The following is an 18,850-nucleotide window of genomic DNA, read 5'->3' as shown; positions in this document are numbered from 1 at the left end:
GGCGTGGTCGTCACCTCTCACCGTGTCCGCTGATGGCCTTCTGCGCGCAGATGGCCCTGACGAAATCGACGACGGCGTGCTCGGGCAGGTGCCGAGCGATGTCGGCCTCGGTCACGATGCCGACCAGTCGGTGCTCCTCGATCACCGGAACCCGACGCACCTGATGCTCCTCCATGACCAGCAGCATCTGCTCGATGGTGGCGGCCGCATCCACCCAGTACACCGTGTGCTGGGCGAGCGTTCCGACCGCGGTGGCGGCCAGATCAAGCTCGGCGGCAACGGCTTTCACGACGATATCCCGGTCGGTGAGCATGCCCTGTAGGTTGTCGTCGTCGCCGCAGATCGGAAGAGCGCCGACACCCAGTTCACGCATCTTCGCGGCCGCCTCGACGAGCGACGCCTGTGCGGTCACGCATGTCACGTCCGGGTTCATGATGTCCCGCGCTGTGGTCATTTCCGACCTCCTGTTGGAAGATTCACATTCTCGCGCCCACGCTACGTTCGTCCGCGCCGGCTGCCGAAGGGTCCAAGGGCCCATTTCAGAGGTCGACAGGCCCTACTCCTCGCCGTCGAGACTCTCGAAAATGGCGGCATGTCAACCGAGAAGACGGCGCCGCGCGACCTGGTTCGCGTGTTCAACAAGCACGTACTCAACCCCGTGATGTTGATGGCGGCGGGGCGTGGCGGCTTCTACGCCTCGGTCATCAACCACACCGGCAGGCGGACCGGAAAGCACTACCGCACACCCGTAGTCGCCGACCGGGTGGTCGACGGCTTCGTCGTTCCGCTGCCGTACGGCGAACACGTCGATTGGTTGCAGAACCTGCAGGCACAGGGTTCGGGAACCATGCGCTACGCCGGACGGACCTACACCGTGCAGATGCCGACGGTCGTGGTCGCCGCGACGGCCGAGGCGGAACTCCCACCGAACCGTCGCCGCGTCTTCAAGCGCTTCGGCATCAAGTCCTTCGTGCACCTGAACGTCGCATCCGCTGATCAACGGGATCCATCCGACTCCAGCGAGGAAAGTTGACGACGGGGTGGACATGGGAACCCAACACAGGATCGTCTCGAGTGTGATGGCCGCAGCGGGGTTCGGCGCGGGCTACCACAGACACGTGCGCCCGTGGATGTACACCTGGGGTGCGGATCCCACCGAAGTGGACGCGGAGCTGCCGGGCGACGACCTGGTCGGGGCTCACCTGCCGCGCACCACCCGTGCGGTGACCATCGACGCCGCGCCCGACGAGGTGTGGCCGTGGCTCGCCCAGATCGGTGAGGGGCGCGGCGGCTTCTACAGTTACGCGTGGCTCGAACGCCTCGTCGGGGCGGACATCCACAACGCCGACCGCGTCCATCCCGACTGGCAGGAGCTGCATGTCGGCGACACGGTCTGGCTGGCGCGGCGATTCGGGCCGCGAGCTCGGCAGGTCGTCGCGGCCGTCGCGGAGAATTCGCATCTGGTCCTGGTGTCCCCACCCGATTTCGATCGCCTTGGACGGGGCGAGAAGGCGTCCGGTGCCTGGGTTTTCGTCGTTCGCGGTATCGAGGGTGGATGGTCCCGACTCCTGGTCCGCGGCAGCGGGGGCGCAGTCGGGAAGCCCTGGTTCGACATTCCGCACTTCGTCATGGAGCAGAAGATGATGCGCGGCATCCGCGAGCGGGCCGAGAAGCTGCGCAGCGAGAAGGTGCTGACATCCGCGAGGACACCACGACTCGTCACCGAAGCGCATCTGCGCTGACCACGACGTCGTCGTCCTGTGTCAGCGTGAAGTAGTTCTCCTCCTCCTGCACGAAGTGCAGACGGAGCAGCGCGTACAGGCCGTACAGACATGCCAGTAGGTCGTCGACCTGTCCGTCCTCGATCCGTCCGGCCTCCTGAGCCAGGTGCACGTGCACCCCGATACGGTCGGCCAGGCGCTGAATCTCGGCGTGCATCCGACTCATGGTCGCGGTGGCTTCGCCGCTTCGCAACGGGGCTGCGAGCGCCGGGTACAACTCGGTCTCCTCCGCGCGCTCGTGCGGCAGCACGCGGTCGGTCAGCATCGCGTGGGCCGAGACCACAGCGTGTAGCGCTTCGTCGTCAGGGGCCTCCACCAACAGGTCCGCGCTGGCACGGATCGACTCGAGAGCGTCGCGCAACTCGTCGTGCTCGCCCGCGAATCGGCGCAGCAGGTTCCTGGTATCGGCGCGCATCGTGGTGTCGAGGGCCGGGTCGCCGCGAAGCGCCCGCAGCGCGTTGAGGATGACCGCGACGTCGATACCCTCCTGCAGAACCGCTCCCAGCGCCGGGGGTAACCAGCCGAAGGCGGCGACGACCATCGCCAGCAGCGACATGCTCATTCCAACGGCAGCACTCTGCACCGCGATCCGGCGTGATCGGTGCGCGATGTCGATCGCGTCCGCGAGCCGGTCCAGGCGATCGGCGGTGAGCACGATGTCGGCCGCCTCCGACGAGGCGGTCGCACCCCGTGCCCCCATCGCGACGCCGATGGTCGCCGCCGCAAGCGCTGGTGCGTCGTTGATACCGTCACCGACCATCACCGTCACCGCGCGATCCCGTTCAGCGAGGACGGCGTTCACCTTGTCCTCCGGGCTCAGCTGAGCGTGCACCTCGTCGAGGCCGAGCACGGTGCCGACTTCGCTCGCCGGCTCGACGCGATCACCCGTGAGCATGACCAGCCGATCGATTCCCGCCCGGCGGAGCCGTCGCATCGTGCGCGAGGCCTGGCGGCGCAGTGGATCCCGCAGGAGAACTGCGCCTGTCGGCTCTCCGTCGACGCACACCCACGCGAGCGCGGCGTTGTCGAGTCGAGCACGACTCACGGCGCCCCGAGCCCACGGTTCGAGGACGGCCTCGTCGGGCAGCTTCCCCACTGCCACCGTGTGCGAATTCAGCTTTCCCGCAATGCCGTTGCCCGGTGTTTCGACGGCATCGGTAGGTGTGGACAACTGCAGCCCGCGAGCGAGCGCTGCGCTGACGATCGCTTCTGCGAGCACGTGCGGTGACAGCTGATCCACCGACGCGGCGATGCGCAGCACGTCGGTCGGTGTCGCGCCGGGTGCAGCGAGGACGTCGACCACGATCGGACGACCCGCTGTCAGCGTTCCGGTCTTGTCCATCACCAGAGTTCTCGCACGGCCGAGGCTCTCCATCGCCCCGCCGCCGCGGATGATCACCCCCGCACGCGAAGCCCGCGACAGCCCCGACACGATGGCGACCGGGGCGGCAAGCAGCAGTGGACACGGCGTGGCGACCACGAGTACTGCGACGGCCCGTACCGCCGAGCCACTGGCGATCCACGCGGCGGCTGCGAGCAGCAACGCGACGGGAAGGAAATAGGCTGCCCACCGATCGGCCAATCGAACCACCGGTGCGTTGTCCGCCGCCGCCTCGCGCGCAAGTCGCACGATGCCCGCGTAGGTGCTGTCCGCCGCGGTCGCCGAGGAAGCGATCTCGAATACGTTGCCGGCGTTGACGACACCGCTGCGGACCGCCTCTCCTCCCGATCGCTCCACCAGCCGCGACTCACCGGTGAGCGCCGACTCGTCGAGCACCGCCGTCCCGTCCACGACCCGACCGTCAACCGGCACGACGTCACCGCGCCGTACGACGAGCACATCTCCGACCTTCACATCCGTCAGCGGGATCGTCTCCACGCGCGCACCGACACGGCGGGACGCATGCCGCGGGGCCCGCTCCATCAAGCGCCGCAGATCGCGCGACGCCCGGCGCGTGGCCCTCGCCTCCAGCGTTCGCCCGCCAGCCAGCATCACCGCGATCAGGGCACCGGCGAGGTACTCGCCGACGCTCAGGGTGCCAACCAGCGACAGCACGGCGATGAGGTCCACTCCGAGGCGTTTACGCCGCAGACCGGCCACCACCCACGCCACCGCGGGCACGACGGCGGCGAGGGTTCCCGCGATCCAGCATCCGTTCGCCAGGCGAACAACTCCCGCGAGCCACGCCAGTCCACCGGCAGCTAGACACGTGGCTGTGACGGCGAGAAGGGCGGGTTCGGCGAAGGGGCGCAACCGGCCCCAGCCACGGACTGGGAGGGGTTCGAGTGGAGTCATCGCAACGCGATCTCCTCAGCCATCGTCGATGTACGACCGGCGCAACGCCGAACACGTTTCAGACTCACCCGGTGGCGATGCCGCGCGGGAGAGCCATGCTGCCCCTTCGGCTGGGGTCCAAGGTCCCGGCGTGCCCGCGCGGGCCGTTCGACCCTAGCCACCGGTCGGGCGGTCGCGTATGCCGAAGGGATGAACGTCGGAGCGCGCCAGTCGGCTCTGGTCGTCGTTCACGAGGGGCAGACGTCAAGATTGCGGTTCGCCAACTCGTCGATGATGTGGCATCCGATGCACTTGCACGGCCACACGTTCCAGGTGGTGAATCGCGACGGTGGCCCCGGCGCTCGGAAGGACACCGTGGTCGTGCTACCGCGACGCTCGCTCGACGTGACCTTCGCGGCGGACAACCCCGGCACCTGGATGCTGCACTGCCACAACACCTATCACCAAGCGGCGGGCATGATGACGAGCGTCGACTACGACGGGTGAGTAGTCGACGCCGACCGGCGTCGTCAGGTGAGTGCCGGCGCGAATCGCTGCGCGATCACTCGGTGCGTCGCGGCATCGGGATGCAGTCGGTCGGGCAGCGGATGGGCGCCCGCATCGGCGGGCCCGTAGAGCGTCAGCCCGTCGACGTAGGAGATCCGGCTGTCATCGGGTTGCCGTCGCGCGACGATGGCGGCCAACTGATCCCGGATCCAGCCGAGCGTCAGCCGTCCGAGCCCGCCCGGCCGAGCAGCATCCGCCGGGTCGCCGGTCGCCGCGAACCGCACCTCACCGCGGGCGAGCGCTTCGACGTCGAAAGCACCGGGCCCCGGTGTGGTTTCGTGGATCGGGCAGTACAGCGGTCCGATGACGACGAGCGGGACGTCGGGGTGTCCGTCCCGGATCGTGTCCAGGAAGCCGTGCACCGCGGGCCCGAAGGCGCGCTGCCGCAGCAGGTCCGCGTTGACCAGGTTGATGCCCAGCTTGACGCTGATGACGTCGGCCCGCTGGTCGCGGATCGCTCGTGCGGTGAACGGGTCGAGCAGTGCGCTACCCGAGAAGCCGAGATTGACCAGATCGACGCCGGCCTGCGCGGCGGCGAGTGCGGGCCACGTGGTGCTCGGGCTCGCAGCGTTCGACCCCTGGCTGATCGAACTGCCGTGATGCACCCAGCGCCGACGGCCCTCGGGCACGACGGTTATCGGCGCGTCGGTGCGCAGCGCGGCCACCTCGGTGCGCTCGTGATACGGCAGCCAGATCTCGACGTCCTTGTCACCGGCGGCGAGCCCGTCGAAGCGGATCGTCGCCGCCGGCCCCGTGTCGACATCGCTTGCGCCGGTGGCCGGATCCACGCGGACCACGTTGCCTCCGCTGGTCACCGCCTGCCGGCTCAGCCGACCGTCGAGGACCAGGTCGACGGTGCCGTCCGGACGCTCCGGCACCCCGGTCAGCACCACCCGCGTGCGCACCGTGTCGAGCTCGATAACCGTTGCGGCCGTCCGGAACGCGAACCGCACCCCGGCCGGCTGCGCCTCGGCGCCGAGCAACTGCGGGTCGTCGCACTGCGCACGGGCCGACCACGGCAGTCGATGCGGCAGCCACCCGAGGTCGGTGCGCTCGAGCTCGGCGAGTCCGCGCAGCAGGCCGGTGTCGATCTCGTGGTGAATCAGCTCCGCACCTCGATCATCCGCTCCTTCGATTCGTCCGATACGTCGGACACGTTGGGCCGCCGGTTCGCCCGGCGCACCGCCCAGTACACCACCAGCAGCGCCAACCCGAGTAGCGGGTAGCCCATCCCGATGCGGGCGAACGCCAGCCAGCCGGTGAAGCCGCTGTCGTAAAGCCAGTGCTGGACAGCGAATCTCGCGGCAAACAGCGCCACGAACACACACGTCGCGAGGTCGAACGCGCGCAGCACGGCCCTGTCGTCGCGCCACGCCGAATCGGGCCCTGCACTGCGCAGCAGGTTCCACAGCACTCCGACCAGCGGGCGGCGCACCAGGACGGAGGCCGCGAACACGACGGCCATGATCAGGCTGATCCAGATACCCGGCAGGAAGTAGTTCTCGGCGGACCCGGTGTAGTACGCGATCAGCGCCGCGATGGCGACGCCGAGCAGTCCGGAGATCGCAGGCTGCAGCGGCTCCTTGCGCAGCAACCGAAGCGCGATCAGGCCGGCGCTCGCGCCGACCGCCACCACGACGGCAGCGTTCAGTCCGGCGATCGAGTTGACGATGACGTAGGCGACGGTGGGGATGCTGGCGTGGATCAGTCCGGACACTCCGCCCATCCGCTCGAGCGGCGTCATCGGCGTCCGCCGAGGTGCTCGCCCAGAAACCGATCGACGGCGTTCCACATGTCGATCGTGTTCTCGTGGTTGACGAATCCGTGTCCCTCGTCGTCCTTGATCATGTACTCCACCTCCACGCCCCTGGCCCGCAGCGCCTCGACGAGGTTGTCCGATTCGGCCTGCACGACGCGAACGTCGTTGGCGCCCTGGATGACCAGCAGCGGCGTGCGGATCTCGTCGACCTTCGTGATCGGCGAGCGAGCGAGCATGTCCGCACGCTGTTCCGGATCGTCGGGATTGCCGACGAACCGGTGCCAGTTGTTGGCCAGGTGCGGCCGCGCGACCTCCGGCAGCGTCCTCATGAAGTTCTCCAGACTGGAGATGCCGACGTAGTCGATCGCCGCCGCGAACACGTCCGGCGTGAACGTGACGCCGACCAGGGTGGCGTAACCGCCGTACGAGCCGCCGAAGATCGCGACCCGGTCGCGGTCGGCGTAGCCCCGGGCGATCGCCCACTCGACGCCGTCGATCAGATCGTCGTGCATCTTGCCCGCGAACTCGCCGATCGCGGCCTTCTGGAAGGCCTTGCCGTACCCCGAGGATCCGCGGAAGTTGACCTGCAGCACCGCGTATCCGCGGTTGGCGAGCAGTTGTAGGGCGGGCGCGTACATCCATCCGTCGCGCGCCCACGGCCCGCCGTGCACCACGAGGACCAGCGGGAGCGGCGCCTGCCCCTCCCACCCGAGCGGCAGCATCAGGTACGAGTGCAGATCCAGCCCGTCTCGCGAGGGAATGGTCACGGGGAGCAGCGGCGCGAGTTGCTCCGGGTCGAGGTGAGGGTAGGGACGGAACAGCAGTCGACTCTCGCCGGTGTCGTGGTCGTAGAAGTAGGTCGCATTCGGATCGCGGTCGTGGGTGAAACTCACCACCCACTTGCGCCCCTTGACATCGGAGGACAACGCCCCGATGTCACCGTCCGAGAGCTTCTCCAGACCCGAGAGCACGTCGGCGAACTCCGCATTCAGGGCGTGGATGACCTGGCGCTCACCGAGATACCGCACGCCGAGCAGTTCTCCGGTGGCTCGGCTCTGAATCAGCGGCTCCGGCAGGCCCGCCCACACCTGGGCGCGCGTGTCGATGTCGAACACCGGGTGACTGTCGACGCCGTACTGCTTGCCGTCGGCCACGTCGAGGCGCACCAACCGGGTGCGGTCGGTGCCCTCGTTGGACCCCATCCAGATGCCGCTCCCATCCGGCGTGACGACCATCGGATACATCCCCATGGTGTAGTCCGTGCCGTCGTATCGCGCGATCGAGCGCAGCGAATCGGTCCGCTCGTCCCACTGCAGGACTTCGAGATCGCCGCGCGCGTTCAGCTTCGTCGCGAACAGGTCGCCGCGACGGCTCGCGAGCCAGGCGATCACGTCGCCCGGGTTCTCCGCCAGCATCGTCAGCTCGCCCGACGCGATGTCGAGCTCGTAGGCGTCCATGCTCTGCGGGCCGCGCTTGTTCGAGTACACGAGCGCCTTGCCCGGCTTGTCGGGAAGCGGCTCGTAGGCGGACATGACGCCGGGGAACGGCGTCAGGTCGACCGCTTCGCTATCCGGGTGGTCGAGGTCGACGCGCAGCACGTGCCAGTTCTCGTCGCCGCCGGTGTCCTGCAGGTACAGCAGCCAGCGCGGGTCGTCCGTCCAGGAGAAGTGCAGGATGCTGCGGGTGTCGTCGGCGGTGACGCGCTGCGGGGTGTCGTCACCCTCCAGGCTCTGCACCCAGATGTTCAGGCGGTCCCGCCACGGCGCGAGGTACGCGACACGGGTGCCGTCCGGTGAGATCGAAGCCCCGGCCTTGGTGGGCGGCTTGAACAAGTCGTCGACGGAGATCAGTGCGGGTTCGGTCATGACTCCATCGCACACCCGGACGTAGCGGCACAGTCAAGTCGACTGGTGGGCGAAGATGGACTCGTGGCGTGGAGCACTCGTGAACTCGCGGACCTGGCGGGCACCAGCCTGAGAGCGGTGCGGCACTACCACCAGGTCGGTCTGCTCGACGAACCCGAGCGCCGATCCAACGGCTACAAACAGTACGGCGTCGAGCATCTCGTCCGCCTGGTGCGCATCAAGCGGCTGGTCGATCTCGGGTTCTCACTTGCGCAGATCGCCGCAATGGGGGAATCCGACGATCACCCCGAGCAGGCGCTGCGCGAACTCGATGCCGAGCTCGGCGAGACGATCAAGCGGTTGCAGAACGCCCGCGACGAGCTCCGCATGCTCCTGGAGAAGGCCGCGCCGACCGATCTGCCGCCCGATTTCGTCGCACCGGACGCCGCGGCGAAGATGACCGAGGCCGATCGCAAGCTCGTCGTCGTGCTGAGCCGGGTGCTGGGGCCGCAGGGCAGGCAGGTCTACGCGGACATGATGCGGGAGACACCAGAGGATCCCGCGGCCGACGAGCTGGACAACCTGCCCGCCGATGCCGACGAGGCGACACGTCGGGACCTCGCGGAGCGCATCGCCCCCTACATCCGGTCGGTGCGGGAAGCACATCCGGGACTCGACGAGTCCAGCGCCGACGCTCCACGCGGAAAACGTTTCGCCGACAAGGCGATCGGCGCCGCCATGCTCGACCTCTACAACCCGGCGCAGCTGGACGTGCTGAGTCGAGCGGGGAAGATCGTCCGCGATTCAGCCGACTAGCGCTGAGGCCGGGCGTTCACCCAGTGGACGATGTCGGCGACGACCTCTGCGTCGACGTGTTGCGCCGGTTGGTATTCGGCGGGTGTCGACGGTCCACTGCCGGGGAAGAACAGGTGGTTGTCGGCATCGTAGACGCGGATGGTGACGTCGGGGTGGTGCGCCAGGCCGGTCCGCCACCCGACGAGGTCGTCGGCCACGGTGACCTGGTAGTCGCGGCCGCCCTGCAGGATCAACATCGGTGCGTCCAGCCGCGCGGCCGTCGCCACCGGGTCGTAGTCGAGTAGATCGAGCCAGTACGGGGCGGGGACGCCGAACGGCAGCAGGTGAGCCGGTGTCGCCGGGGAGAAGTCGGGACTGTCGATGAGCGCGCACTGCCGGGTGACCGTCTGAAGGGCCGGGTCTGCGGCCAGGTCGGCGTCGGGGTTGCGAAGTGTTGCAAGGTAACGGAATTGGCGCACGATCGCGTGATGCATCGGCTGTGTGGCACCGGCCAGCACGATCAGCCCCGCGATCACCGGTGCCGCGGCAGCGACACGCGGAGCCACGGTGCCGCCCTCGCTGTGGCCGAGCACGAACACCCGCGAGGCGTCGACCCCCGGATGTTCGCGCAGCAGCCGGACCGCCGTGACCGCGGGCCGCACGTACTCGTCGACCACGGTGAAATCGGTGACATCGAGCGAGTCGCCGTGGGTGTAGGTGACCTTGTCGAACCGCAGCACCGCAATGCCTCGGCTGGCCAGGCCCCACGCGATGTCCTTGAAGATCTTGTTCCCGCCCATCGTCGCGTCCCGGTCGGCGGGTCCGGAGCCGGCCAGCAGGACGACCGCGGGGACGCGTCGCGGCGATGTCGGCAGGCTCAGCGTGCCGGGTGTCGCCTGTGCCCCGTCGGCCACGGTGACGTCGTGTTCGGTGAAAGCCGCCGGGTCCGCGTAGGGCGGCGGCTCCCAGTTCGCCACACTCTCGGCGGCCTCTTCGGGCGCGAACTGCAGACCGGTCAGGTTGCCCGTGTCGTTGATAGCCGCGACGACCGCGAACCCGCCGCGGTCACATCTCACCGGAAACGTCACGACGATCGCGTTCGGACCGGCCTGCGCACTGGACGGCGACCCGACGAGCGCGATCGGTCCATGCGCCTCGAGCAACTCCTCCCATGGCTGACGCAGGGCATCGGCCGAGATCAACTCGCGAAGTTCGGGGGCGAACAACTCGCACACCTCGACGAAGCGACCCGCCTGCAGCCGCTGCATCACCACGGTGCCGGTGGCGACGGCATGACGCTCCATCGCGACGATCACGCCCCGAGGCCGGGGAGCGGCAGCGGCGCGAGCCGATAACGCGGCGGCTCGCTGCCGTGCAGATGCCTGACGAAGTAGTCCCAGGTGCGGCGCAGGAAGTAGTGCTGACGGCCGATCAGCGCGTGCTCGACACCGGGGATCAGGATGAGGTCGAAGTCCTTGTCGGCCTTGATGAGTGCGTCGACGAGCCGCATCGTCATGTAGGGGTGGGCGTTGTCGTCGAGCTCACCGTGGATGAGCAGCAGCTTGCCCGTCAGGTTGGCGGCGAGCGTCGCGTTCGAGATGGCGCGCAGGCCGTCCTCGCTGACGTCACCGTGGTAGTGCTCGGCCCACATCGCCAGGTTAACGGCGTTGTCGTGATTACCGGAGGTGGCCACCGCCACGTGATAGTCGTCGGGGTACCTCAGCAGCGCGCGGGCGGCGGCGTAGGCGCCCGCGGACTGGCCGGTGATCCCGACCCGGTCGGTGTCGAGCCACGGGTACCGGTGCCCGAGCTCGCGGATCGCGGCGACGTGGTCGTCGAGGGCACCGGCGTTGCCGAGATCCCCGTAGGAGTGGTCGTGAAACGCCTTGCCGCGCGCCGCGGTACCCCTGCCGTCGATGGCGACGACGGCGAAGCCCAAGGCGGCGAACGCCTCCGGCTCGCCCTGGTGGGGCGGATCGAACGACGGACCGGCGCGGAAGTTCTGCGGCCCCGGATAGATGTGCTCGATGATCGGGTAGCGCCGGTCCGGGTCGAAGTCGTGTGGCCGCCAGAGCAATCCGTAGATCGGCGTCTTCCCGTCAGCTGCGGTCGTGCGGAAGCGCTCGGGTGGGCTCCAGCCGACAGCCTCCAGGGCCTCGGTACCGGGTGCTTCGAGCTCGACGACGTGCTGTCCGTCGCCGTCGAGCACGACCGACCGCGGCGGCCGGCTCGACGAGGACGCGCGGTCGACGATGTAGTCGCCCTCGGGTGGGCTCATCGCGTCGTGGTCGAAGTCGTCGTCGGTGAGCCGAGTGAATCCGGAGCCGTCGAGGTTGATGCGGCAGATCTGACGCAGGTACGGATCGGCCGCAACGAGGCCACCGGCGACGAACCACAGCTGCCTGCGGTCCTCGTCGACTCTGAGCAGCGAGCGAACCAGCCACTGTCCCTGCGTGATCCGGGTGACCGACTGACCATCGGCCGAGTAGAGGTAAAGGTGCCCCCAGCCGTCCCGCTGCGACCACCACACGATCTCGCCGGATTTCAGCACGTGCACCATGTGCGGATCCCCGAGTTGGACCGCGGGATCGACACGGGTTTCGCCGACCTCGGTGATGAGCGTGGTTGTCGCTCCGGTGTCCGGATCGAGCCTGCGCAACTCCAGCGTTCGCGCATCACGGGAGTGGTGCAGGAAGTGGATCTCGTCTTCGCCCGTCCACCACGCGTAGACCAGGGCGGTGTTGTGCATGATCGGCCACGGCTCGTCCTGCTGCCGCGTCACGGTGCGCTCAGCGAGCGAGAGGACGTTCCACGTCATCGTCGCCACCTGCTTGTCACCGGGCATCGTGTAGCGGGTGCGGTGCTCGACGGGGCGGCCACCGTCGGCGGGCGCGGATTCGACGAGCACGAGTTCGGGCAGGTCGCGTTGATCGATGCGCTGCACCAGGATTCGCGAGGAGTTCGGCGACCAGTGGAAGAAGCTCAGCGGGGGCAACCCCAGGAGGCGCATCAGCGCCCGCGCCCCGGTGGTGTCGGGCAGACCGCCGTAGTCGAAGTACGGTTCGGCGTCGTCGGTCAGCGCGAATTCCTCCGTGCGGTCGGCGGACCGCACCCAGATGTTCCCGTCGCGTGGGAACGCCACCCACTGCCCGTCCGGTGACGGCACCTCACCCGGCAGCGGTTGCGCCTCGTCCAGGGGCGCACAGATTCCGTCCGCCCACGTCCACCGCGCCTCGAACGCCGTGAACCGCACGGTGTCGTCGTCGCGGATCTCGACCGCGCTGATCGGCAGGTCGGCCCCGGTCGCCGCGTGCCCGGACGCCGCGGACAGCGCGGCGGCAAGCTGGTCGTGGTCGAACGCGGCCCGACGGCTGCCCTCAGTGGGATTCACCACGACGTAGCGCGTACCCACCTGGTACCAGAATCGCTCGCCGTCCGACAGCCACTGCGGTGCCAGCGCACTGCCCGGCACCTTGCGCGCCCGGTACGGGGCGAGCATCTGCTCGGCGCGCGCGTAGTCGGAATCGGTCAGCGTCACGTTCTCGGTCACGACTCCATGCAACACCCGGACGTAGGGTCACACTCAAGACTGGCGCCGCGACCTACACCTTCGACGCCACGAAATCCGCTGCCTGGTCGATCGATCCGTTGCTCACGTACGACCCGTGGGCTTTGTGATCGCCGCCGGTGGGCGAGCACACCGGATCCTCGGGAACGCAGATCTCGAGCGTCTTCGGCGCGTAGGCGGGGCCGATCTCGATGGGCGGTGCGGTGCGGTCGAGGAAGTTGACGAAGCCGTTGGTCGGCTTCGCGAAGAGCACCACCGCTGCGACGTGCTTCGCCGTCTCCGGCGCCATCGGTCCGGAGATGTCCGACGGCAGCGCGTAGCCGGCGGGCACCGCGTTCGCCGTGGTGTAGGCCGCCACCGCCGCGCCCTGGGAGTAGCCACCGAGCACGATCCGCGTGTTCGGGCAGCGGCTGACGATGTCGCGGATCTGCGAGCTCGCGTTCGCGACACCGTCGACTGCTCGCGGAAAGTCCAGTGAGGCAGGGTAATCGACGGGGGCCGAGTTCACCGTCTTGTCCCCCAGCCGCGCTTGCAACGCGTCGATGAACGCCTGTCCGGTGGCGCCGGGGCCTGCGGGCTCGAATGTCCCCCGCGCGAAGACGACGTCGACATTAGGGCAGTCGTCCGCCGAAGCGATGGGCGTTGCGAGCCATAACCCCGCGATCGCCATCGTGAGTGAAAGCAAGAACCGACCCATCACTGACCCCCATAAGTGTGCACTAAAGGGCATAGATGCTGTCACTATAACAAGGCTGACTAAGTTTCGCAGCGCCGCCAAGGCCGTGACGGTCGCCACGAGATGGAATCCGGCGACGCTTGAGGCGGGTTTCGCGTCGTGAGATTCCGAGTCGAGAATTCTCCAAAACGCCTCTGTCACTTCGGTTTCAGCTGTCACATCGCGGCCGGATCTGTCGGTAGTCGAATGTCTGTTCGAAGCATGCTGATCGACGACGCGCTCGCCGCGTTCACCGCCGGGGTGGACGCGCTGCTGGCCGCCGACGTCGACACCCCGTCACACGATGCACCTGCCCCGGCTGCACCGTCGAGTTCTACCGCACCCAAGCCCACCACGGCGTCGCCGGCTGGACACGCGACGGGCAGACCAACGTGGACGACCTCACCCTGGCCTGCGGACCCGGCAACCAGATGATCGAAGACACCGACTGGACCACCCGCCGCCGCCCCGACGGCCGCTTCGCGTGGATCGACCCCACCACCGGCCAACCGCGGGTCAACAACCTGCACCACCCCGAACGACTCCTCCTCAAGCCTTCCGACGACGACCCGTTCTAGTGCGGCCGGCCGATAGACTGCGGCCGTGTCCTACCTCGCCAGTGATGTGGGCGTGTGGATGGCGTTGCCCGCGTTCCTACCCGCGCTGCTCGTCGTCGCCGTCGTCGTGTTCATCGCACGGCGCGACCGCCGTTCCGATGACGACGAGATCGACTGAGGCGTCAGCGCACACACCACAGCGCGCCCGCGGTGGCGATCACCGCCACAGCCAGCGGGCCGGCGAGCATCATCGCGACGGTGCCGCTCAGCACCGCGCTGGAACCAGCGGCGGTCAGCTGGGACCGCGGTGCCGCCAGACGTTCCGCGCGCGCGACGACCGCCAACTCCGCGGCCGCCAACCGGTGCCCCTCGTGCACGTTCACCCGAGAAAGCGCGAGCAGGCCGGACAGCAGCGTGGCGCGGCCGTGCCTGCGCGCCGCCACATCGTCGGCGGACATCTCGAGCAGCGTCGGAATCCGCGCGGCCGCCGCCTTCACCAGACCCACCGCCGGCAACACGGTCGCGAGCCCGCGCACCACGGCGATCACGAACGCGTGCCGACCGCGTAGGTGAGCGCGCTCGTGCGCCAGCACGGCGGCGAGTTCGTCGTCGGTCAGCGCCTCGATCGCCGCCGACGTGACGACGATCGTCGGCGCGCGGCCCGCGACGCAATACGCCACCGGCTCAGGGGAATCCACCACCACGACGTCACCGTCGATGCGCCTGCCGACGAGCCGCACGCCCGTGGAGTGCTCGTCGGCGCTGTCGCGCATGCGGCGCATCGACGCCGCCAGCCTGATGCCGAGCCTGCCGACGACCGCCGACGCGACGCCGAGGAGGCCGACCGTGAGCACCAGGCACGACACGACCTCGGCGTTCGCCAGCGCCCAGTGCCCGCCGATCTCAACCGCGGTGAGAGCGACCGCCACCGTCAGCGAGAAGAGCGCACTCCCGATCGCCGCGAAGGCGGCGGCGACCGCCCACCTCGGCGCGTGGCTCAGCAACGGGGTCCTGGTCAGCAGCGCGGGGCCGGTGATGAGAACCGCGACCGCGTACCCGGCGAGCACGCCGACGAGCGTCACCGCGCACCCTTGCGTCGCGAGATCCGGCGCAGCGCTTGTCGAATGCTCTCCGACTCCTCGGTACCGATCTGCTCGATGAAGTGGGTGAGCACGAGATCGGGGTGCCCACCGCCGTCGAGCGCCTCACGCATGAGCCGCGCGCTGTGCTCCTCGCGGGTCAGCGTGGGACGGTAGCGGTACGCCTTGCCGTCGCGTTCGCGGGACAGCCAGCCCTTGGTGTGCAGGTTGTCCATCGTCGACATCACGGTCGTGTACGCGATGGTTCGTTCGGCGGCCATCTCCTCGTAGAGGTCGCGGACCGACGTCGCCGCCGACGCCTCGCGCTTCCAGATCCGGTCCATCACGTCGGCCTCGAGTTCACCGAATCCACGTATACGCACCCGGTGCTCCTCCCGTCCGAACCGTCAGCCTAGCGCGCTCAGGTGATCGCGTTGCCCGCCCGCCACTGCTCCCACGGGATGTTCCAATCGCCGAGACCGTCGACTCCCGACAACGTCGGCCCCACGGTGTTCAGCACCTCGACGACGTCCCCGCGTTTCACCGTGTCGTAGAACCATTTCGCGTTCTCGGTGCTCGCGTTGAGGCAGCCGTGGCTGACGTTGGCGCTGCCCTGACTGCCGACCGACCAGGGCGCGGCGTGCACGTAGATGCCGCTGTAGGACATCTGCGTCGCCCAGTTCACCTCGGTGCGGTAGCCGTCGGGTGAATTGACCGGCACCCCGTAGGTGGAGGAGTCCATCACCAGGAACGAGTACTTGTCGCCGACGATGTAGGTGCCCTTGTCGGTGGGTGTGCTGTTCTTGCCCATGGAGATCGGGATGGTCCGCTCCACGTTTCCGTTGCGGCGCACGGTCAGGGTCTTCGTCGCGTCGTCGGCGATTGCGATCACCTCGTCGCCGACGGTGAACTTCGTCGTCACGTCGTCCTGACCGAAGAGACCGCCACCGAGATCGACGCCGTAGGTGTCGACCCGCACCTCCACCGTCGTGCCGGGCTTCCAGTAAGCCGCTGGGCGCCAACGCACTTCGCGGTTACTCAGCCAGTAGAAGGCACCCTCGACCGGCGGTTCGGTCGTCACGGTGATCGCCTTCTGCGCGGCGAGACGGTCGGTGATGTTCTCGTCGAATCGCACGGCGATGGGCTGGCCGACGCCGACGACCTCGCCGTTGTTCGGCATGACGTAGGGCATCGTCAGATTGGCCGGCGAGTGCGTGACGAAGCTCATGCTTCGCTGCGTCGCTCCGCTGAGCCCGACGGCCTCGGCGGTCAGCGTGTACTCCCTGTTGTAGCCGAGCGGTTCCGCGGTCGCCCACTCGACGCCGTCGGCGTCGAGTTTCCCGGCGACCACCCGGCCGTCGGCGTTGACCAGCCGGACGTTCTTGAGCACGCCCTGCTCGGCCTTCACCGTGACGGGTGAGTTCACCGGGACGCCGACCGCGCCGTCTGTGACGCTGGCCTCGAGGCTGGGCACCAGAAGATCGCCGTACGGTGTGCCCTTCTCGGTGATGGTCTGCTGCGGCGGCTGCGCGACCGGCTGCTGGGCGCTGCAGGCGCCGAGCGCAAGCGCGGCGAGGGTCGCCACGAGGGCGGTCCAGGGGCGGAACACGGCGTCCTCCGATGCCATCTACGGTCCTACTAAGGAGATACCTAGATAGTATCGGGAGACCGGCCGACTCGCCGCTGACCAGTCGGCGATCCAACGGAAGGCTGTCCCCCATGCACGTTCGCAATCGGCTGATCGTCACCGTGTCGGTGATCCTCATCGCCGCTGTCGCGACGGTCCTGTTCGTGCTCAACCGCTCCGGACCCGAGCGCGAGGCACTCCCCGCCACGGAGGCCGGTGAAGCGGGACAGCTGGTGCGTGAGAACAGCCGCCGGCTGAATACGGTGCCGGGCAGCGATGTGACGTTCGTCGAGTTCCTGGACTTCGAGTGTGAAGGCTGCCGCGCGATGTACCCCGCCATCGAACAGCTGCGCTCCGAGTACGGCGATCGGGTGAACTTCGTCATCCGCTACTTCCCGCTGAGTGGGCATTTCAACGGTGAACGCGCGGCACGTGCCGTGGAGGCCGCAGCTCAACAGGATCAACTCGAGGCGATGTACTCGACGATGTTCGAGACGCAGGGCCAGTGGGGTGAGCAGCGGGTACCCGCCGACGCGACGTTCCGGCGGTTCGCCGTCGACCTGGGTCTCGACATGGCGGCGTTCGACGCCGCGTACGACGATCCCGCCACCGTCGATCGGATCAGGCTGGATATGGCCGACGGGCGCGCGCTCGGCGTCACGGGAACGCCGACGTTGTTCGTCAACGGCGAGCGGCTCTCGCCGCGAAGCTACGAGGACCTGACGTCGGCGCTCGACGCGCGCCTGGAGAAGTAACGGCGAGGGCGGCTATGACGACGGCGTCGCCATGACGACCGAGCTCAGCCGCATCCTGCTCGCACCCCGATGAGGTAGACAGGGGGCATGAGCGACGGCCCGACACGCGTCCTGATCCTCGGGGGCGGCTTCGGCGGCCTGTTCTGTGCCCGCAGGCTCGGCGGCGCCGATGTGGAGGTCACCCTGCTCGACCGCGCCGCGTGTCACGTGTTTCAGCCGCTGCTCTACCAGTGCGCGACCGGCACGCTCAGCATCGGTCAGATCAGCCGCTCGCTGCGCGAGGAACTCGCACCGCATCGCAACGTCACCACGCTGCTCGGCCAAGCGTGTGATCTGGACCCCGAGGCGCGCCGCCTCACCGCGCGCCGACCCGACGACACCACGTTCACCCTCGACTACGACGTCCTGGTGATCGCCGTCGGGATGCGGCAGGCCTACTTCGGCCACGAGGAGTTCGCGCAGTGGGCACCGGGGATGAAGACGCTCGACGACGCCCTGAGCATCCGGCGCCGGCTGTACGGCGCGTTCGAGATGGCGGAGACGCTGCCGCCCGGTCCGGATCGCGATGCGTGGCTGACGTTCGCCGTGACCGGCGGTGGGCCGACGGGGGTCGAACTCGCGGGCCAGATCCGCGAAATGGCCACGCGCGCACTGGCCAACGAGTTCCACAGCATCAACCCCGAAGACGCCCGAGTGATCCTGTTCGACGGCGGCACCTGCGTGCTCAAGAGCTTCGCCCCCGATCTCACGCACAAGGCGACCGACATCCTGACGAGGCTCGGCGTCGAACAGCGAATGGGCGTGCACGTCACCGACGTTCGACCGGACGGGATCACCGTGACGCCGAAGTCCGGCGGGGCCGCCGAGACCTACGCCGCCCGCACGGTGCTGTGGACGGCGGGAGTCGAGGCGGTGCCGTTCGCCCGCCATGCCGCAGAAGTGTTGGGCGCCAATACCGATGGGGCGGGACGAATCGCGGTCGAGGCCGACCTCACCGTGCCGGGACATCCGGAGGTCTTCGTCATCGGCGACCTCGTCGGTCGAGACCATCTGCCCGGTGTCGCCGAGAACGCCATGCAGGGCGGACTGCACGTGGCGGCCTGCGTGCGGCGCGATCTCGCGGGGAAGCCCCGAAAGCCCTACCGGTACCGCGATCTCGGCAGCGCCGCCTACATCAGCCGGGGCCACGCACTGCTTCAGGCTGGGCCGGTGAAGCTCTCGGGCGTCCTCGGCTGGATCGCGTGGGGCGTCATCCACATCGCGTTCCTGACCGGCGTGCAGAATCGCGCCAGCACCGTGACGTCGTGGCTCGCCACGATCGCCCGCGCCAACCGCACCGATCGCACGTTCATCCTCGGCGCCACGACGTCACCCGAGCACCCGTACGACTGGATGAAGGTCACGCACCCCAACATGGTGGCGCACGGCCCGGACGCGGAGAAGCCGACCGACTGAGCCTTCGGAGCGCCGCCGGGAGAGTTTTCTGAACGACACCGTTGAGGGCGCGGTGGCGCACCCGCGCACCCCG

General features: G+C 68.6%; 19 protein-coding genes. 8 read left to right on the top strand and 11 right to left on the bottom strand.

Annotated features, from left to right (window positions below; translation table 11 throughout):
- Positions 1-10: 10 nt before the first annotated feature.
- Positions 11-454, bottom strand: coding sequence for a CBS domain-containing protein (locus tag NM203_RS00300; RefSeq protein ID WP_255057590.1), 444 nt, complete (start codon positions 452-454; stop codon positions 11-13).
- Positions 455-592: 138 nt separating this feature from the next.
- Between NM203_RS00300 and NM203_RS00295 the strand changes: the two genes are divergently transcribed.
- Together NM203_RS00295 and NM203_RS00290 are read left to right on the top strand one after the other, a co-directional pair.
- Positions 593-1,033 (top strand): nitroreductase/quinone reductase family protein, encoded by a 441-nt coding sequence (locus NM203_RS00295; protein WP_255057589.1) that lies wholly within the window; start codon positions 593-595, stop codon positions 1,031-1,033.
- A 13-nt stretch (positions 1,034-1,046) separates the two neighbouring features.
- Complete coding sequence (locus tag NM203_RS00290; RefSeq protein WP_255057588.1) at positions 1,047-1,742, top strand: hypothetical protein; 696 nt, start codon at positions 1,047-1,049, stop codon at positions 1,740-1,742.
- Here NM203_RS00290 and NM203_RS00285 read toward each other — a convergent pair.
- Positions 1,720-4,077 carry a heavy metal translocating P-type ATPase gene (locus NM203_RS00285; RefSeq protein ID WP_255057587.1) on the bottom strand — a complete coding sequence of 786 codons (2,358 nt, stop codon included), beginning with the start codon at positions 4,075-4,077 and terminating at the stop codon, positions 1,720-1,722. The genes NM203_RS00290 and NM203_RS00285 overlap by 23 nt on opposite strands.
- 9 nt (positions 4,078-4,086) lie before the next feature.
- On the opposite strand from NM203_RS00285, the gene NM203_RS33280 reads away from it, so the two are divergent.
- Entirely contained in the window at positions 4,087-4,563 is a 477-nt protein-coding gene (locus tag NM203_RS33280; protein ID WP_308212800.1) for a multicopper oxidase domain-containing protein, read from the top strand.
- A gap of 23 nt (positions 4,564-4,586) precedes the next feature.
- On the opposite strand, the gene NM203_RS00275 is transcribed toward NM203_RS33280, so the two are convergent.
- The 3 genes from NM203_RS00275 to NM203_RS00265 are packed head-to-tail and all read right to left on the bottom strand — an operon-like array spanning position 4,587 to position 8,247.
- On the bottom strand, positions 4,587-5,729 hold the full coding sequence (locus NM203_RS00275) for an SGNH/GDSL hydrolase family protein (RefSeq protein WP_303624033.1): 1,143 nt from the start codon (positions 5,727-5,729) through the stop codon (positions 4,587-4,589).
- A complete protein-coding gene (locus NM203_RS00270; protein WP_255057586.1) occupies positions 5,726-6,367 on the bottom strand; it encodes a DUF3159 domain-containing protein in 642 nt (213 codons plus the stop codon). The genes NM203_RS00275 and NM203_RS00270 overlap by 4 nt, the downstream gene beginning before the upstream one ends.
- Positions 6,364-8,247: a S9 family peptidase gene (locus tag NM203_RS00265; protein WP_255057585.1), complete on the bottom strand. Its 1,884-nt coding sequence runs from the start codon at positions 8,245-8,247 to the stop codon at positions 6,364-6,366. The genes NM203_RS00270 and NM203_RS00265 overlap by 4 nt, the downstream gene beginning before the upstream one ends.
- Before the next feature lie 63 nt (positions 8,248-8,310).
- Here NM203_RS00265 and NM203_RS00260 point away from each other — a divergent pair, with 63 nt between their 5' ends.
- Positions 8,311-9,042 carry a helix-turn-helix domain-containing protein gene (locus NM203_RS00260; protein ID WP_255057584.1) on the top strand — a complete coding sequence of 244 codons (732 nt, stop codon included), beginning with the start codon at positions 8,311-8,313 and terminating at the stop codon, positions 9,040-9,042.
- Here NM203_RS00260 and NM203_RS00255 read toward each other — a convergent pair.
- From NM203_RS00255 to NM203_RS00245, 3 genes are all read right to left on the bottom strand, one after another.
- On the bottom strand, positions 9,039-10,325 hold the full coding sequence (locus tag NM203_RS00255) for an alpha/beta hydrolase (RefSeq protein ID WP_255057583.1): 1,287 nt from the start codon (positions 10,323-10,325) through the stop codon (positions 9,039-9,041). The genes NM203_RS00260 and NM203_RS00255 overlap by 4 nt on opposite strands.
- Before the next feature lie 8 nt (positions 10,326-10,333).
- Positions 10,334-12,520 carry a S9 family peptidase gene (locus NM203_RS00250; protein WP_255058257.1) on the bottom strand — a complete coding sequence of 729 codons (2,187 nt, stop codon included), beginning with the start codon at positions 12,518-12,520 and terminating at the stop codon, positions 10,334-10,336.
- Positions 12,521-12,623: 103 nt separating this feature from the next.
- A complete protein-coding gene (locus NM203_RS00245; RefSeq protein ID WP_408633275.1) occupies positions 12,624-13,286 on the bottom strand; it encodes a cutinase family protein in 663 nt (220 codons plus the stop codon).
- Positions 13,287-13,696: 410 nt separating this feature from the next.
- On the opposite strand from NM203_RS00245, the gene NM203_RS00240 reads away from it, so the two are divergent.
- Together NM203_RS00240 and NM203_RS00235 are read left to right on the top strand one after the other, a co-directional pair.
- A complete protein-coding gene (locus tag NM203_RS00240) occupies positions 13,697-13,882 on the top strand; it encodes a hypothetical protein (protein ID WP_255057582.1) in 186 nt (61 codons plus the stop codon).
- A gap of 25 nt (positions 13,883-13,907) precedes the next feature.
- Entirely contained in the window at positions 13,908-14,039 is a 132-nt protein-coding gene (locus NM203_RS00235) for a hypothetical protein (protein WP_255057581.1), read from the top strand.
- A gap of 4 nt (positions 14,040-14,043) precedes the next feature.
- Here the strand turns inward: NM203_RS00235 and NM203_RS00230 are convergent, their stop codons facing one another.
- Genes NM203_RS00230 through NM203_RS00220 form a run of 3 tightly spaced genes read right to left on the bottom strand, consistent with a single transcriptional unit; the run spans position 14,044 to position 16,567 of the window.
- A complete protein-coding gene (locus NM203_RS00230; protein ID WP_255057580.1) occupies positions 14,044-14,943 on the bottom strand; it encodes a M56 family metallopeptidase in 900 nt (299 codons plus the stop codon).
- Positions 14,940-15,323, bottom strand: coding sequence for a BlaI/MecI/CopY family transcriptional regulator (locus NM203_RS00225; RefSeq protein WP_255057579.1), 384 nt, complete (start codon positions 15,321-15,323; stop codon positions 14,940-14,942). The genes NM203_RS00230 and NM203_RS00225 overlap by 4 nt, the downstream gene beginning before the upstream one ends.
- Positions 15,324-15,361: 38 nt before the next feature.
- Entirely contained in the window at positions 15,362-16,567 is a 1,206-nt protein-coding gene (locus NM203_RS00220) for a L,D-transpeptidase (RefSeq protein WP_255057578.1), read from the bottom strand.
- A 92-nt stretch (positions 16,568-16,659) separates the two neighbouring features.
- Here NM203_RS00220 and NM203_RS00215 point away from each other — a divergent pair, with 92 nt between their 5' ends.
- Positions 16,660-17,322 (top strand): DsbA family protein, encoded by a 663-nt coding sequence (locus NM203_RS00215; RefSeq protein ID WP_255057577.1) that lies wholly within the window; start codon positions 16,660-16,662, stop codon positions 17,320-17,322.
- Between the two features lie 87 nt (positions 17,323-17,409).
- A complete protein-coding gene (locus NM203_RS00210; RefSeq protein WP_255057576.1) occupies positions 17,410-18,777 on the top strand; it encodes an NAD(P)/FAD-dependent oxidoreductase in 1,368 nt (455 codons plus the stop codon).
- Positions 18,778-18,850 lie beyond the last annotated feature (73 nt).

Source organism: Mycolicibacterium arenosum (genome assembly GCF_024320865.1).
Taxonomy (GTDB): domain Bacteria; phylum Actinomycetota; class Actinomycetes; order Mycobacteriales; family Mycobacteriaceae; genus Mycobacterium; species Mycobacterium arenosum.
This window is presented reverse-complemented; position numbering and strand designations above follow the sequence as displayed.